General features: G+C 59.4%; 13 protein-coding genes. 9 read left to right on the forward strand and 4 right to left on the reverse strand.

Annotated features, from left to right (window positions below):
* Nucleotides 1-9 precede the first annotated feature (9 nt).
* Complete coding sequence (locus B3V69_RS03180; RefSeq protein WP_296443719.1) at nucleotides 10-1,341, forward strand: PQQ-dependent sugar dehydrogenase; 1,332 nt, start codon at nucleotides 10-12, stop codon at nucleotides 1,339-1,341.
* Nucleotides 1,342-1,507: 166 nt separating this feature from the next.
* Here B3V69_RS03180 and B3V69_RS03185 read toward each other — a convergent pair whose 3' ends face one another.
* The 3 genes from B3V69_RS03185 to B3V69_RS03195 all read right to left on the reverse strand — a co-directional run bounded on the left by B3V69_RS03185 (nucleotide 1,508) and on the right by B3V69_RS03195 (nucleotide 3,618).
* Nucleotides 1,508-1,789: a hypothetical protein gene (locus B3V69_RS03185; RefSeq protein WP_296443721.1), complete on the reverse strand. Its 282-nt coding sequence runs from the start codon at nucleotides 1,787-1,789 to the stop codon at nucleotides 1,508-1,510.
* Between the two features lie 94 nt (nucleotides 1,790-1,883).
* The gene (locus tag B3V69_RS03190) at nucleotides 1,884-2,048 is read right to left on the reverse strand and encodes a DUF1328 domain-containing protein (RefSeq protein ID WP_296443723.1); all 165 of its coding nucleotides are present in this window, start codon (nucleotides 2,046-2,048) and stop codon (nucleotides 1,884-1,886) included.
* Between the two features lie 196 nt (nucleotides 2,049-2,244).
* The gene (locus B3V69_RS03195) at nucleotides 2,245-3,618 is read right to left on the reverse strand and encodes a CHASE3 domain-containing protein (RefSeq protein ID WP_296443725.1); all 1,374 of its coding nucleotides are present in this window, start codon (nucleotides 3,616-3,618) and stop codon (nucleotides 2,245-2,247) included.
* Nucleotides 3,619-3,674: 56 nt separating this feature from the next.
* On the opposite strand from B3V69_RS03195, the gene B3V69_RS03200 reads away from it, so the two are divergent.
* On the forward strand, nucleotides 3,675-4,307 hold the full coding sequence (locus B3V69_RS03200) for a response regulator (RefSeq protein WP_296443727.1): 633 nt from the start codon (nucleotides 3,675-3,677) through the stop codon (nucleotides 4,305-4,307).
* A gap of 6 nt (nucleotides 4,308-4,313) precedes the next feature.
* On the opposite strand, the gene B3V69_RS03205 is transcribed toward B3V69_RS03200, so the two are convergent.
* The gene (locus tag B3V69_RS03205) at nucleotides 4,314-4,715 is read right to left on the reverse strand and encodes a response regulator transcription factor (protein WP_296443730.1); all 402 of its coding nucleotides are present in this window, start codon (nucleotides 4,713-4,715) and stop codon (nucleotides 4,314-4,316) included.
* 306 nt (nucleotides 4,716-5,021) lie between these two features.
* Between B3V69_RS03205 and B3V69_RS03210 the strand changes: the two genes are divergently transcribed.
* The 7 genes from B3V69_RS03210 to B3V69_RS03240 all read left to right on the forward strand — a co-directional run.
* Nucleotides 5,022-5,777, forward strand: coding sequence for an SDR family NAD(P)-dependent oxidoreductase (locus B3V69_RS03210; protein ID WP_296443731.1), 756 nt, complete (start codon nucleotides 5,022-5,024; stop codon nucleotides 5,775-5,777).
* A 149-nt stretch (nucleotides 5,778-5,926) separates the two neighbouring features.
* Nucleotides 5,927-7,114, forward strand: coding sequence for a beta-ketothiolase BktB (bktB, locus tag B3V69_RS03215; RefSeq protein WP_296443733.1), 1,188 nt, complete (start codon nucleotides 5,927-5,929; stop codon nucleotides 7,112-7,114).
* A 28-nt stretch (nucleotides 7,115-7,142) separates the two neighbouring features.
* A complete protein-coding gene (locus B3V69_RS03220) occupies nucleotides 7,143-9,065 on the forward strand; it encodes a type IV pili methyl-accepting chemotaxis transducer N-terminal domain-containing protein (protein WP_296443735.1) in 1,923 nt (640 codons plus the stop codon).
* Complete coding sequence (locus B3V69_RS03225) at nucleotides 9,062-9,787, forward strand: response regulator (RefSeq protein WP_296443737.1); 726 nt, start codon at nucleotides 9,062-9,064, stop codon at nucleotides 9,785-9,787. The genes B3V69_RS03220 and B3V69_RS03225 overlap by 4 nt, the downstream gene beginning before the upstream one ends.
* Nucleotides 9,788-9,950: 163 nt before the next feature.
* On the forward strand, nucleotides 9,951-11,207 hold the full coding sequence (locus B3V69_RS03230) for an MFS transporter (protein ID WP_296443739.1): 1,257 nt from the start codon (nucleotides 9,951-9,953) through the stop codon (nucleotides 11,205-11,207).
* A gap of 24 nt (nucleotides 11,208-11,231) precedes the next feature.
* Nucleotides 11,232-12,860, forward strand: coding sequence for an MFS transporter (locus tag B3V69_RS03235; protein WP_296443741.1), 1,629 nt, complete (start codon nucleotides 11,232-11,234; stop codon nucleotides 12,858-12,860).
* A gap of 121 nt (nucleotides 12,861-12,981) precedes the next feature.
* On the forward strand, nucleotides 12,982-16,652 hold a 3,671-nt coding region (locus B3V69_RS03240; RefSeq protein ID WP_296443743.1), incomplete at its 3' end, for a nitrate reductase subunit alpha.

The following is a 16,652-nucleotide window of genomic DNA, read 5'->3' on the forward strand; positions in this document are numbered from 1 at the left end:
GGCAAGCGGATGCAACTACCCACGACCGCGCCCTTGATTGGTGCGGTCGTTTTGGCGCTTGCCGCCTGTGGTGAGATGGCCACGCTCCCAATCTCGGCCGGCACCGGGCCGCAGCCCACGCTGCCACCTCCGCAGCGGACGCTGATTCCCACCGTGAATATCGCGACTGCCAAGGGCTGGCTCCCCGGCGCAACGCCACTCGCGGCATCGGGCATGCGTGTGGCCGCGTTCGCTGGCGGTTTGGACCACCCGCGCTGGCTCTATGTGCTGCCCAACGGCGACGTACTGGTGGCGGAGACCAACGCGCCGCCCAAGCCCGACGATGCCAAGGGGATCAAGGGTTGGGTCATGGGCTTGGTAACGAAGCGGGCAGGTGCGGGCGTGCCCAGCGCCAATCGCATCTCCTTGCTGCGCGACACCGATGGTGACGGGGTGGCGGACTTGCGCTCGGTGCTGCTGGAGGGATTGAATTCCCCTTTCGGCATGGCTCTGGTGGGCAACGATCTCTATGTGGCCAATTCCGACGCGGTGTTGCGCTTCCCCTACCGCAGCGGCGACACACACATCACGGCGCCCGGCACCAAGGTGGTCGAACTGCCTGCCGGCCCGATCAATCACCACTGGACCAAGAACCTGATCGCAGCCCCGGACGGAATCAAACTTTTTGTTACCGTGGGCTCGAACAGCAACGTGGGTGAACGGGGCATGGAGGCTGAAACCGAGCGAGCCGCCATCTGGGAGGTGGACACCAGGTCTGGCGCTCACCGTATCTTTGCAACCGGCCTTCGCAACGCAAATGGCTTGGCGTGGGAGCCTCACAGCGGCGTATTGTGGACGGTGGCAAACGAGCGCGATGAGCTTGGCAGCGATCTGGTACCCGACTACCTGACCTCGGTGCGCGACGGCGCCTTTTACGGCTGGCCCTACAGTTACTACGGCCAGCATATCGACGAACGTGTGACACCGCAACGGCCCGACCTGGTTGCCACCGCGATTGCACCCGATTACGCCCTGGGACCGCACACCGCCTCACTTGGCCTGGCGTCTTCCGTCGGCACCACGCTGCCCGCCACCTTCGCCAATGGCATGTTCGTCGGTCAGCACGGTTCGTGGAACCGCCGTCCCCGCAGTGGCTACAAGGTGATTTTCGTGCCCTTCGAAGGCGGCAAGCCTGCTGGCGTGCCCATCGATGTGTTGACGGGCTTCCTCAGTGAAGAAGGTAAGGCCTTCGGTCGCCCGGTCGGCGTGGTGCTCGACAAGCAGGGCGCGCTACTTGTGGCCGACGATGTCGGCAATATGATCTGGCGCGTGACCTCTCAGCACTGGGTGCGATCTCATTGAAACTTTCTCGGCGGCGTCTCATCCACCCAAATACATCGGGCCATCAGCTATGGAGCCGGTATATTTTTTGCAAGACTATTCGGAGGAAGCGCGCGCGCATTCAACTCCTTGCCGGATCTTGCGCCAGCAACGCGGCAACGCGCTTCAACAGCGCTATGACTACGCCTTAACCGCGATTACGCGAACGGATAATCATGCCGGCCATTGCCATCAATGCAGCACCCGTGGCAACGGCGATTAACACCGCCTTGAGCGGCTCGTCCTTGATGTAATTCACCGTGCTATCGGAGGCGCGCAGTGCATTTTCGCGAAGCTGTTGAGATGTGTCGCGGATGCTGTTCACGCCACGCTGCGCCAGCGCGCTGGCTTGCTCAGTGGCACGACTCAGCAATGGCGCGGCCTGGTCTGCGAGACTGCTGGTTTGTTCTAGCGGTTTATTGGAAAACATGAATGCTCCTTTGAGTGGGGATTACCTTGAATGCGTGTCGTGGCGCACAAACGTGAGTCAAGACACCGTGCTTAACAGGCTCTTGGCCGTCACCTCAGCGATTCCTGATGAGCCCAAACAGGAAGCTGGCCACAGCCAGGATCGCGAACACAATAAAAAGAATCTTGCCGATGCTGACAGCGCTGGCGGCAATGCCACCGAAGCCGAACAAGGCAGCGATCAATGCAATGACGAAGAACACGACGGCGTAGTGCAGCATGGTAAGGCTCCTGGTTTGGACGGCGGCAAGCCGCCCGGGATATGAAAGTTCGCAACCTGTGTCGATACGATGGACCAAGTGTCGCCGTTGGCGCAGGTGGCGGCGATAGGCTACCTTGCCACAGCCATGTCGGGGAGCGGCGCGAATGCGCGTAGGACGCCGCTGACAGACTCCGGTAAGCGTGCGCGGCACCTCTCTATGTGTGCATTGGTTCTTGGACAATTCCAAGCGTCGATTCCGGCAGCGTCGCTTGAATCAATGTGCCTTGTCCCGGGGCGGATACGACGACCAGAGTCCCACCCTGCGCTTCAACGCGAAAGCGCATGCCCACCAGCCCATAGGCAGAGCTGGGCCGCAGGGTGGTGTCGAAGCCAACGCCATCGTCACGAATCGAGACTTCAATGCGGCGGTTGTGCGCGGCCAGGTTCACCCAGACATGGCTCGCCCGTGCATACTTGGTGATATTGGTAATGGCTTCTTGCACCAGGCGATAGACCATCAATTCCGCGGTCGCCTCCAGCTCGACGGGTTCCAGCGCGCAATGAACTTCAACGCCTGAGTGTTCGGCGAACTCGCGCGCCAGAATTTCAAGTGTCGCCACCAATCCCAGGTTGCTCAGTGCCGAGGGCCGCAAATCTTCGATGATGCGACGTCCTAGCGCAATGCCGCTATTGAGGGTGTCGACCAAATGTGCGAGTAGCGCCAAGGCCTCGGGGGCAGTACCGGCCAACCGTGACTTGATGCGGGCAGCGTCCAGCTTGGCCGATGTGAGCAGTGCACCCAGCTCGTCGTGCAAGTCGCGCGCCAGACGGTGGCGCTCGTCTTCGCGGGCGGTTTGCAGGTGGTGGGCCAGTTCGGTCAGCTGCGCTGTGCGGTGTTTCACCTCGATTTCCAACCGATCACGTTCGGCCTGCAGCAGACGCTGCACTTCCCCTTGCTGTTTTTCGAACATAAGCGTCTGGCGCATGTACATGAAGAGGGCCAGCAGGCCAATGACGCTGAACACGGCCACACCGATGCGACGCAGCATCAATGTGTGGTTCATATTGCTGCGAGTTTCCACAATATTCGACATCTCATGTTCCAGCAGTTCATTGCTGAGCGTACGGATGACCTCCATCTTCTCCTTGCCGATGTCACTCAATATGAGCTCCGTGACCGCCTTCGTCTTGCCTTCGTCGTGGAGGCGTATCGTCTGCGCAATCTCCGACAGCGTGGCTTCGGTCAAAGTGTGCAACTTGCCGAGAACCTCACTGTGCTCTGGTTTGTCTGCGTAATGCAGGTCCAACGCTCGAAAAGATTCATCGACGTTCTTGAGCGCCTGGTCGTAGGGCGGAAGATATTCTTTGCGGCCGGTCAACAAATAGCCGCGCTGTCCGGTCTCAGCGTCCACGATGCTACGGGTCAGACCCAAGATGCTCATGCGTGTCGCCGCAGTCGCACTCAGTTCATTGAGATCGTCGACCGACCGCCAGTATGAGCCTTCGCTGACCAATGCGGTTGCTATCGTTGCCAGACAGGCCAACGCAAAGACAATCGGGCTGTGTTTGACGACCGTTAAAATATTCATTCTCAGCCTCTTCTTCGAAATGTGGGATCATTCAGCATGAAGCAATACCACACAAAATGATTCGAATTGCCATCATCGACGACCATGCCATGGTTCGTGCCGGGTTGCGTCAATTTTTCGCCGACCAGATGGACTTCGTCGTTGTCGCCGAAGCGGCAAACGGTCGCGGGGCGCTTGACATCGTGCGTAAGGGTGAGGTCGATGTGATCGTCATGGACATCTCCATGCCGGACCACAGCGGTGTCGATGCCCTGGCAGCCATCAAGGCACGGGCGCCCGACCTGCCGGTGCTGATCCTGAGCGGCTTTCCGGAGGAGCATTACGCCACCACACTGCTGCGCCAAGGCGCCAGCGGCTATTTGAACAAGGACTGCGACCCGGAAGAAATCGTCAAGGCGATCCGCACGGTATACCGCGGGCGAAAGTACATCACGGCGGGCGTGGCCGAGCGCTTGGCGGAAGGTTTGAGCGGTGGTGGCGACAAGCCGCTTCATGAACAGCTATCGGAACGCGAGTTACAGGTATTCCTGCGGCTGGCCAAGGGTGAAACTATCGGCCATATGGCCGTCAATATGTCGCTCAGCGTTAAAACGGTCAGCACTTACCGCACCCGCGTGATGGAGAAAATGAAACTCGAATCCAATAGTGACCTGACCTATTACGCGTTGAAAAGCGGTTTGATTCAGTAGCCGGGCTCAGGCCAGCACGCCATGACCGGTTTCGCCGGCGGCCAGCCGCCCGCAGTACAGGATCAACGCATCGATCTCGTTGGACTTGTCGAACACCCTGTCCGCCCCGAGTTCCAGGCATTTGCGCCGAATGTCCTGAGTGGCGTAGTTGCTCAGAACCACCACGTTGTGGCGTTGCGGTAGCCTGCTCGCGGCCCTTAGCACGCCCAAGCCAGAGCCCCCCTTCAAGAAGATGTCGACGATCACCAAGTCGACATGGTTGTCCGTCCGCGCGAGCCATTGCACCGCTGTCGATTCGTCCTGAGCCGTGCCGACCACCTCGACCGGCACGAGTTCTTCCAAGGCGGAGATCAGGCTCTCGCGAATGACCGGGTTGTCTTCGACGATATAAGTCTTGAGCTGGTGCATGAACTTGCGATACTTCCTTGGAGTCCAGAGACTGTGGCTTCAGCCCGGCGTTACCGTGATGCTCGCAGCCGAAACAATTCGCCGCTGGTGAAATGCAAGACATATGTTAAACATGATAACTCTGCCTAAGTATGACTTTGAAATCGCAAAAAGCCATTGGTCGCAAGCGCGCCTGATTGTCGGATGATTCCTACACCGTTTGATCTTCATGCGGGCGCAGCCGGGTTGCGTGCCCGGGTTTCGATCAACACGCCGAATGGGCTGGGTGGGCCAGCCTCGCGTCCAGGAGTTCCGATACCATGCAGCATGACCCAACATCTCTACATTCTCACTGGCGCTTCGCGCGGTTTGGGGCTCGCCATGGCGGAGCAGCTACTTTCAGGCAATCACTTTGTGCTGTGTATTTCCCGCAACACCAATGCCGCACTGGCGTCTCGTGCTGCCAGATTGGACACAAAACTTGAGCAATGGCCACTGGACCTGGAACACACAGTTGAAGCGGCCGCCATGTTGGGGCAATGGCTGAGCAATCGCAAAACGGGGATGTTTACCGGCGCAACACTAATCAACAATGCGGGTGTACTCCCCCGTATTGGCCCTCTGAGTGCGTCCGATCCGATCGATTTGAGCCGGGCTCTGCGGGTGGGCCTCGAAGCGCCCCTGTTGCTCACCGCCGCATTTTTACGCGTGACAGATCCGTGGGGTATACCACGTAAGGTGCTCAATATTTCGTCCGGATTGGGACGTCGAGCGTTGGCGGCCCAGGCCGGTTATTGCGCCGTCAAGGCCGGCATGGATCACTTCACACGCTGCCTCGCACTGGACGAGGCACTCAAACCCAATGGCGCAAAAGTCTGCTCACTGGCACCCGGCGTGATCGATACCGACATGCAGCTGCAACTGCGTCACGCTGATGCGTCAGCATTTCCGGATCAAAAGAATTTTATCGACCTCAAGGTCAATGGCCAACTCGCATCCCCCGTTGAAACCGCAAGCCATGTGCGGGCCTACCTTGCACGACCTGATTTTGGCCGCGATCCGATCGGCGATGTACGCGACTGACGTTCTGGCAGAGAGGTAGTGCACAAGGCGGGGTACCGACATCCCTGTGTATTCGTCCGCTTTCGAAGCAAATGATCAGTAAGATGTCGACATTCCTTTTGTCGCACGTTGTGACAATTTTTCCACCTTTCTCAATTTAGGAGATTCCCATGAGCCGTGAAGTTGTTGTAGTCAGCGGTGTGCGCACCGCCATTGGCACCTATGGCGGCAGCCTGAAGGACATTCCTCCCACCGAACTGGCGGCACAGGTGGTGCGCGAGGCACTGGCGCGGGCCAAAGTGGACGGCGCCGACGTGGGCCATGTGGTGTTTGGCCATGTCGTCAACACGGAGCCGAAAGACATGTACCTCTCGCGCGTCGCGGCCGTCAACGGCGGTTGCGCCGAGAGCACGCCGGCGTTCAATGTCAACCGGCTGTGCGGCTCGGGCCTGCAAGCCATCATTTCGGCCAGCCAGTCCATTTTGCTGGGTGATACCGACATCGCCATTGGCGGCGGCGCCGAAAACATGAGTCGCGGCCCCTATGCCAGCCTGACAGCCCGCTGGGGCGCCCGCATGGGCGACACCAAGATGGTGGATATGGTGCTGGGTGCGCTGCACGACCCCTTCCACACCATTCACATGGGCGTGACCGCTGAAAACATCGCGGCCAAGTGGGGCATCAGCCGTGAAGACCAGGACGCACTGGCGGTTGAAAGCCACAACCGGGCGCAACGCGCAACCGAAGCCGGTTACTTCAAAGACCAGATCATGCCGGTCATGCTCAAAAGTAAAAAAGGCGAAGTGCCTTACGCCACGGACGAGCACTTCCGCCCCGACTGCAGCCTGGCCGACATGGCCAGGCTCAAGCCTGTTTTCATCAAGGAAAACGGCACCGTGACCGCCGGCAATGCCTCCGGCATCAATGATGCCGCAGCCGCCGTGGTGCTGATGGAAGTCGGCACCGCCAAGGCGCGCGGCCTGAAGCCGCTGGCGCGCTTGGTGGCCTACGCCCACGCCGGTGTGGACCCCAAATATATGGGTATTGGTCCAGTGCCGGCCACACAACTGGCACTGAAGAAGGCTGGCCTGACGGTGAAAGACCTCGACGTCATTGAGGCCAACGAAGCTTTTGCCGCGCAGGCGTGCGCTGTTACCCGTGACTTGGGCCTGGATCCGGCCAAGGTCAACCCCAATGGCTCAGGCATTTCGCTGGGTCACCCGATTGGCGCCACCGGCGCATTGATCACGGTCAAGGCCCTGTACGAATTGGAGCGCATTGGCGGCCGGTATGCGCTGGTGACCATGTGCATCGGTGGCGGCCAAGGTATCGCCGCCATTTTCGAACGTGTGTCCTGATCCTCACCAGGGCATCTAGAGTCGCGCCATGACGCTTCACAAGCATTGGAGTTTGGGTGCCAAGCTGGCCTTGGTGGGCGCGCCCTTCTTGCTGCTTGCCCTGCTCTCAACGGTCGCCACGCTCTGGGTGTCGTGGCAACTCGACGGCGGCGCTGCCGCTGTCAACGAAGCAGGCCGGATGCGGATGCAGTCCTACAGGATGGCTCTATCTATTGGGACGGAGGAGACCAGTGCGTTAGCCGAACAGGTCAAGGAATTTGACCAAAGTCTGTCCGTGCTGCGAAGTGGCGACCCCGAGCGTCCGCTGTTTGTACCTTGGGACGACACCGTGCGCGCGCGGTTCCAGACCGTCGAGCAAGACTGGACGAACTTCCGCTCCCGCTGGATTGATGCCAGGCCAAGCACTCGGCGCGACTTGCGCGCTGAGACGGTCGTATTCTCTTCGCACATTGACACCCTGGTCACGGGCATAGAGTCCCATATGGCCCATTGGACTGCCCTGCTTCACTTGCTGCAGATGACCATGCTGGCAATGGCCATATTGGGCGCGGCAGTTCTGCTCTTCACTGGGTATCTTTTTGTTCTGGAACCGGTCGGCCAGCTGAAACAGGCGATTGAAAAAATCCAGTTGGGTGATTTTGATGCCCGTGTAGAGAGCGTCACCAGTGACGAGTTCGGCACACTTGCGGATGGATTCAATGGCATGGCAGAACATTTGCAGTCCATGTACCGTCATCTGGAACGCAAAGTGGCTGAAAAAACCGCTCAACTCCAAGATAAACATGAACGACTGGAAAGTCTTTACGAGGTGACCGCCTTGGTCGCGAAAGCCACGTCGCTGGACGAATTGGCGCAGGGCTTTGTAAAAAGCATTACCCGGATTGCCCGTGCTGATGGTGTCGCCTTGCGCTGGTCAGACCAGGCCAACCAGCGCTACCTCATGCTGGCAGCCCAAGGCCTGCCCAGTTCAATGGTCGATGCAGAGCTGTGCATTGACAAAGGCGACTGTCATTGCGGCATAGCCTCCCCTGCCGCTGGATTGCGCGTTATTCCGATTCAGTCCGTGACAGACACATCGCTGCAGCATTGCGCAAAGGCTGGCTTTGAAACGGTAGTCAACATTCCTGTGCATCTGCACGAACGGCTGATGGGTGAAATAGATCTGTTTTTTCATGCCAGGGTCAGTCCGTCACCCGCGGAACGCTCGCTGCTTGAAGCACTCTGCAGTCACTTGGCTGGCGCCATGGAAAACTTGCGTCTCAACGCGCTTGGAAAAGAAGCCGCCGTGTCGCAGGAACGGCATTTGCTGGCCCGTGAACTTCACGACTCCATCGCTCAATCCCTGGCGTTCCTCAAAATTCAAGTGCAACTGATGCGCGACGCCGTGCAATCCGGCAACTCCGTTGAAATCAAGCAGGTATTGGAAGAAATTGACGCCGGCGTACGCGAGAGCTACGGCGATGTGCGGGAGTTGCTGATGCACTTCCGGACCCGCACCAACACCGAAGACATTGAACCAGCGCTGGCCACTACGCTGCGAAAATTTGAACACCAAAGCGAAATGAAAGCGTCCCTGACCATGCAGGGACAAGGCATGCCACTGTCACCCGACCTGCAGATACAGGTACTGCATATTATTCAGGAAGCATTGTCCAATGTCCGCAAGCATGCCCGTGCCTCGCAAGTCTGGCTCGACGTGCAGCAGCAACCGGCGTGGCGTTTTGAGGTCCGTGACGACGGCGTCGGTTTTAGCCCCGGCAACGACCAACTCGACGAAACCCATGTCGGGCTTCGGATCATGGCGGAGCGGGCCCAGCGCATTGGTGCTGATCTGGACGTGATCTCCACCCCGGGGCATGGCAGTTCCATCATCCTCACTTTGCCGCCTCCCGCCCACCCCATGCCCATGACCTCGATAGTCACGCGGGAATCCACGACTGCGGCGGTATGAGCCCTGTCACGCCACCACCCGAACGACCACCCATTCGCATCCTGGTGGTGGACGACCACACCCTGTTCCGGCGCGGCTTGACGGCGCTATTGGCGCGCGACCCGCGCTTGAGCGTCATCGGTGATGCGGCGGATGCCGGTCAGGCGCAGCGAAAAGCCCAGGAGCTTCAACCCGACCTCATCCTGCTGGACAACCACTTGCCTGGCGTGAATGGCGTAGACGCCTTGCCCGCCTTGATTGAGGCGGCGCCTGGCGCCCGCATCCTGATGTTGACCGTCAGCGAAGACGAAAACGATCTCGCCGCAGCGTTGCGTGGCGGTGCCGCTGGCTACCTTCTAAAAACCATCGAAGGTGATGCCTTGACTGTTGCCATCCAGCGCGCCATGGAAGGCGACAGCGTCGTCGCACCTGAGATGACGAGCAAACTGGTGGCCGCTTACCGGGGGGCGGCAACGCGAGCGCCGGCAAGCGAGAATTTGCGAGCCGCCGTAGCGCCTGCGACCCAGGCGACAAGCGCTGAATCGTCAATTGCCAGCCTGTCGCCGCGCGAGCTCGATATTTTGCGTGGCATCGTGCGCGGCGCCAGCAACAAAGAAATTGCGCGTGAACATGGCATTGCCGAAACCACCGTCAAAATCCATGTACAACACGTGTTGCGCAAACTCGACGTCAGCTCCCGGGTTCACGCCGCCGTTATAGCAAGCGAAAACGGCCTGCTTTGATCTAAAGCAAACAATCACAACAACAGCGCTTCCATAGTTCTTCAGGACTATGCGGTCGGCTTGCCGGGTAGTTCCATTTACCTGAGACGCTGCTCCTTCAGACGGATGCCATTTCAGGTCTATCCACCCTAAAGTCATGTCATGCAAAAAAGGAGTTTTTGACATGACTAAAAAGGGGCAAGCACTCTCGGTGCTTATTGTCAGCACGCTCGCATTCACCGTGTGCTTTATGGTCTGGATGATGTTCGCGGTGATTGGCATCCCCATCAAGAAGGCACTGGACCTCAACGGAACGGAATTCGGACTGCTGACGGCAACACCCGTGTTGACCGGTTCGCTGATTCGGGTGCCACTGGGCATCTGGACCGACAAATACGGTGGCCGCATCGTCATGGCGCTCCTGATGGCGCTGACCGTGCCTGCCATCTGGTTGATGAGCTACGCAACTGCCTACTGGCACTTCCTGACGATCGGATTGTTTGTTGGTCTGGCGGGCGGCGCATTTTCTGTGGGCACGCCTTACGTGGCACGCTGGTTTCCCAAGAAACAGCAGGGGTTTGCGATGGGTGTCTATGGCGCCGGCAACTCAGGGGCGGCTGTCAACAAGTTCGTAGCGCCCGCGCTGGTGGTGGCTTTTGGCTGGACCATGGTCCCGCAAGTGTATGCCGCCATCATGCTGGGGGCAGTCATCCTGTTCTGGTTGTTCAGCTACAGTGACCCGACGCATCTTGTCCCAAGCCACACCAAGTTCAGTGATCAGCTCAAGTCGCTGAAAGACCCGAAAGTACTGAAATACTGCCAGTACTACAGCATTGTGTTCGGCGGCTATGTGGCCTTGTCACTGTGGATGGTTCAATACTACGTCGGTGAGTTCGGGCTGGACATCCGTTCCGCAGCCTTGCTCGCCGCCTGCTTCTCGCTACCCGGCGGTGTATTGCGTGCGGCAGGGGGCTGGATGTCCGACAAATGGGGGGCACACAGCGTCACCTGGTGGGTCTTGTGGGTGAGCTGGATTTGCCTGTTTTTGCTCAGCTATCCGCAAACTGATTTCACAGTTGCCACCACCTCTGGCCCGGCCACCTTCCACATTGGCCTCAACGTCTACGCTTTCACCGGTTTGATGTTCATCCTGGGCATCGCATTTGCATTCGGCAAGGCCAGCGTCTTCAAATACATCAGCGACGACTACACCAGCAACATCGGCACCATCAGCGGCATCGTGGGCCTCGCAGGGGGATTGGGCGGTTTTGTGCTGCCCATCATGTTTGGCGCCTTGATGGACCTGACCGGTATTCGCTCCAGCGCCTTCATGCTGATGTATGGCGTGGTCTGGGTGTCCCTGATCTGGATGTACTGGACCGAAGTGCGCCGCAGCCAAGTCATGGGCAAGGACGCCACCCCTTTCAGCCTGCAGAACTGAACTCACTATTACCGAAAGAACCCTATGAATACGAAAACACAATCCGGCGCGGACATCGCCGATTGGCGCCCGGAAGACGAACGGTTTTGGGAAACCACCGGCAAGAAAATTGCCTACCGCAATCTCTGGATCTCGGTGCCGGCCCTGTTATGCGGCTTCGCCGTCTGGGGCATGTGGGGCATCATCACCGTGCAGATGCTGAACCTGGGTTTTCCGTTTACCCAGGCCGAACTCTTCACCCTGACCGCCATCGCCGGCATCGCCGGCGCGACGATGCGCATCCCGGCTTCGTTCCTGATCCGCCTGGCCGGCGGACGCAATACCATCTTCCTGACCACGGCCATGTTGCTGGCCCCGGCCATCGGCACCGGCATCGTATTGCAGCACCCGGAGTGGCCCTTGTGGTCCTTCCAGTTGATGGCGCTGTGGTCGGGCGTGGGTGGCGGCAACTTTGCGTCATCGATGTCGAACATCTCCACCTTTTTCCCTAAACGGCTGCAGGGCACGGCCCTGGGTCTGAACGCGGGTTTGGGCAACTTCGGCGTCACGACCATGCAGATCGTGATCCCGCTGGTGATGACGCTCTCCATTTTCGGCGGCCTCGGCGGCGAGCCGATGACGCTGATCAAGGACAGCGGCTGGATCTTCGGCAAGATCAAGGCCGGCACGCCCACCTGGATCCAGAATGCCGGCTTCGCCTGGGTGCTTTCGCTGGTGCCGCTGTCGATCCTGTGCTGGTTCGGCATGAACAATCTGAAGACGGTCTCAGCCGACACCGGTAACCCCCTCATTGCATTCGCCAAGATCACCTGGCTGTACACGCTGGCGTTCATCCCCTCGATCATCGGCCTGTACCTGTACTTGCCCAAGCCCACGGGCCTGGGCCTGATCAGCATGTGGGTCGCCATCCCGCTCGACGTCGTCAGCGCGTTGCTGATCATGAAACTCGCCGCCTTCGGCCCCATGAAGGAGAACGTCACCAAGCAGTTCGCCATCTTCAAGGACAAGCACACCTGGGCACTGACGGCGCTGTACATCGTCACCTTCGGCTCCTTCATCGGCTTCTCGATGGCGCTGCCGCTGGCCATGAAGGTGATCTTCGGCATCAGCCACGTGCCCAATGCTGCCGGCGTGATGCAGCACACGCTGAACAACCCGAATGCGCCGACGGTGCTCGCCTTTGCCTGGATCGGTCCTTTCGTCGGCGCAGCGGTGCGGCCGATCGGCGGCTGGATCTCCGACAAGGTCGGCGGCTCGATCATCACACAGATCATCTCGGCCGTGATGGTGGTGGCCTCGGCGGCAGTAGGCTATGTGATGATGCTGGCCTATGGCTCGGCCACGCCCGAACAGTACTTCCCGGCCTTCCTGGGCCTGTTCATCCTGCTGTTCTTCGCCAGTGGCATCGGTAACGGCTCGACCTTCCGCACCATCGGCGTCATCTTCGACCGCCAGCAGGCCGGCCCGGTGCTGGGCTGGACCTCCGCCATCGCCGCCTACGGCGCCTTTGTGGCGCCGATCGTGATCGGCAACCAGATCAAGGCCGGCACGCCACAGTTCGCCATGTACGGCTTCGCCGTGTTCTACGCCCTGTGCCTGGTCCTGAACTGGTGGTTCTATCTGCGCGCTGGCGCCGAAATCAAGAACCCATGAGCCACCGCCTTCCGATTTTCATGGATTCAATACGCTATTATTTTCATAGCTGCTTGCGCATGAAACACGGGAGCTACAGCCTGTTTTTATACAAAATATACCGTTTCTAACGAGGTACCCCATGAGCCATTTTCTGGATCGACTCAGTTACTTTTCTCAGCCCAAAGAGCCATTCTCCGGCGACCATGGCGTCACCACCGGTGAAGACCGCACCTGGGAGGACGCCTACCGCGACCGCTGGGCCCACGACAAAATCGTGCGTTCGACCCACGGCGTTAATTGCACCGGATCTTGCTCATGGAAGATCTATGTCAAAGGCGGCATCGTGACCTGGGAAACCCAGCAAACCGACTACCCTCGCACACGCTGGGACATGCCCAACCACGAGCCACGCGGTTGCGCCCGCGGCGCCAGCTACAGCTGGTACCTGTACAGCGCCAACCGCGTCAAATACCCGATGGTGCGCGGACGACTGCTTAAATTGTGGCGTGAAGCCCGCATCTCGAACGACCCGGTGGATGCCTGGGCCTCCATTGCTCAGTCCGATGCCAAGCGCAAAGAGTACCAAAGCGTGCGCGGCTTGGGCGGCTTTGTGCGCTCCAGCTGGGATGAGGTGAATGAAATGGTGGCGGCGGCCAATGTCTACACCATCAAGAAGCACGGACCGGATCGCGTCATCGGTTTCTCACCGATTCCCGCCATGTCCATGGTCTCTTATGCAGCGGGAAGCCGCTATCTGAGTCTGATAGGTGGCGTATGTATGAGCTTCTACGACTGGTATTGCGACCTGCCCCCCAGCAGTCCGCAAGTCTGGGGCGAGCAAACCGACGTGCCCGAGTCGGCCGACTGGTACAACTCCACTTACATCATTGCCTGGGGCTCCAACGTGCCCCAGACCCGCACGCCTGACGCCCACTTCTTCACCGAGGTCCGCTACAAAGGCGCGAAGACCGTGGCCGTGACACCCGACTACTCCGAAGTCGCCAAACTGTCCGACATCTGGATGAAACCCAAACAAGGCACTGACGCTGCCGTGGCCATGGCCATGGGCCACGTCATCCTCAAGGAGTTCTACTTCCCGGATGGCGGCAAGCCACGCAGCGCCTACTTCGATAACTACGTGCGTCGCTACACCGACATGCCGATGTTGGTGATGCTCAAGGAGCATCTGTTGCCCACGGGCGAAACCGTGATGGTGCCAGACCGCTACGTTCGCGCCTCCGATTTCAATGGCAAGCTGGGTTCGGCCAACAACCCCGAGTGGAAGACCGTCGCCCTGGATGACAATGGCAAAGTAGTGCTACCCAACGGCGCGATCGGCTTCCGCTGGGGCCCTGACGGCCGTGCCGACGAAGGCCAGTGGAATCTGGAGGCCAAGGAAGCACGCCACGGCAGCGAGGTGAAACTCAAACTGTCGGTGATGGAAGGTGAAAACCCCAGCACCGAGACTGCGAAGGTCGGCTTCCCCTACTTCGGCGGCATCGTCAGCGAGCACTTCCCGAACAATGCCAGCGGCGATGGCGCCAACAATGTGCTGGTGCGCACCGTGCCCGTGCAACGGATTTCATTGGGCAAGGAAGGCGAACAGCGCGAGGCACTGGTCGCCACCGTGTTCGACCTGCAAGTGGCCAACTATGGCGTGGCCCGTGGCCTGCCAGGTGAGTTGGCGGCGAAAGATTTCAACGACGACACACCTTATACCCCCGCCTGGCAGGAACGCATCACCGGCACGCCACGCGAACAGCTCATCACCGTGGCGCGCCAGTTTGCTGACAATGCCGACAAGACCCATGGCAAGTCCATGGTCATCATTGGCGCGGCCATGAACCACTGGTACCACAGCGACATGAACTACCGTGGCGTCATCAACATGTTGATGATGTGCGGCTGTATCGGTCAAAGCGGCGGCGGCTGGGCTCACTATGTGGGTCAGGAAAAGCTCAGGCCACAAACCGGGTGGACCGCACTGGCCTTTGCCCTGGACTGGATTCGCCCGCCGCGGCAAATGAACTCCACCAGCTTCTTCTACGCCCACACCGATCAATGGCGCTACGAAAAGCTGGGCATGGAAGAAGTGCTCTCGCCGCTGGCCGACAAAAAACTGTATGGCGGCAGCATGATTGACTACAACGTGCGCGCCGAGCGCATGGGGTGGTTGCCGTCGGCTCCGCAATTGAAGACCAACCCGTTTCAGGTGGTCAAGGATGCCGTTGCCGCCGGTATGGATCCCAAGGACTACACAGTCAAGAGCCTGAAAGACGGCACGCTCAAGATGAGTTGCGAAGATCCGGACCATCCAGACAACTGGCCGCGCAACATGTTCGTGTGGCGCTCCAATATCCTGGGCTCCAGCGGCAAGGGACACGAGTATTTCCTCAAACACCTGCTGGGCACCAGCCACGGTGTGCAGGGCAAAGACCTGGGGCACGACGAAGCCAAGCCCACCGAGGTGGTCTGGCACGACCAGGCGCCAGAAGGCAAGCTGGACTTGCTGGTGACGCTGGACTTCCGCATGAGCACCACCTGCCTGTATTCCGACATCGTGTTGCCCACTGCCACCTGGTACGAGAAGAACGATCTCAACACCAGCGACATGCATCCCTTTATCCACCCCTTAAGCACGGCGGTGGATCCGGCCTGGCAGTCACGCAGCGACTGGGATATTTACAAAGGCTTCGCCAAGAAATTCAGCGAAGTCTGTGTCGGTCACTTGGGTGTTGAGCGTGAAATGGTGTTGACGCCCCTGATGCACGACACGCCTGCCGAGCTGGCACAACCGTTTGGTGTGCAGGACTGGAAACTGGGCGAGATCGACCTGATCCCCGGCAAGACGGCCCCCAACATGCAGGTGGTGGAGCGCGACTACCCCAATGTGTACAAGCGTTTCACGGCAGTCGGTCCCCTGCTGAACAAGGTGGGCAACGGTGGCAAGGGCATCAACTGGAACACGCAGATTGAAGTCAAGCAACTGGGGGAACTCAATGGGCTGGTGACCGACGAAGGCGTGACCTGCGGCATGCCCAAAATTGACACCGACATCGACGCGTGCGAGGTTGTGCTGCAACTCGCGCCTGAAACCAATGGCCACGTGGCGGTCAAGGCGTGGGAAGCGCTAGGCAGGCAGACTGGCCTGGACCACACTCACCTGGCGATCCACCGCGAAGACGAAAAGATTCGCTTCCGCGATATCCAGGCCCAGCCACGCAAGATCATCAGCTCGCCGACCTGGAGCGGCATTGAGTCGGAGACCGTGTCCTACAACGCCGGCTACACCAACGTGCACGAGATGATTCCATGGCGCACCCTGACCGGGCGCCAGCAGTTCTACATGGACCACCCGTGGATGACCGCCTTTGGCGAGGGCTTCACCAGCTACCGTCCACCCGTCGACCTCAAAACCACGGCCGGTATTCAGGGCATCAAGCCCAATGGCAACAAGGAAATTGCCCTGAACTTCATCACACCGCACCAGAAGTGGGGCATCCATTCGACCTACACCGACAACCTGCTGATGCTCACACTCAGCCGCGGTGGTCCCTGCGTGTGGATGAGTGAAGACGACGCCAAGCTGGCCGGCATCGTCGACAACGATTGGATCGAGTTGTTCAACATCAACGGCGCCATTGCTGCCCGTGCCGTGGTCAGCCAGCGGGTCAAACCCGGTATGGTGATGATGTACCACGCGCAAGAAAAGATCGTGAACACCCCCGGCTCCGAGATCACCGGCATGCGCGGCGGCATCCACAACTCGGTGACCCGGATTGTGCTCAAGCCCACCCACATGATCGGCGG

The organism is Rhodoferax sp. UBA5149 (genome assembly GCF_002413825.1).
Classification (GTDB): domain Bacteria; phylum Pseudomonadota; class Gammaproteobacteria; order Burkholderiales; family Burkholderiaceae_C; genus Rhodoferax.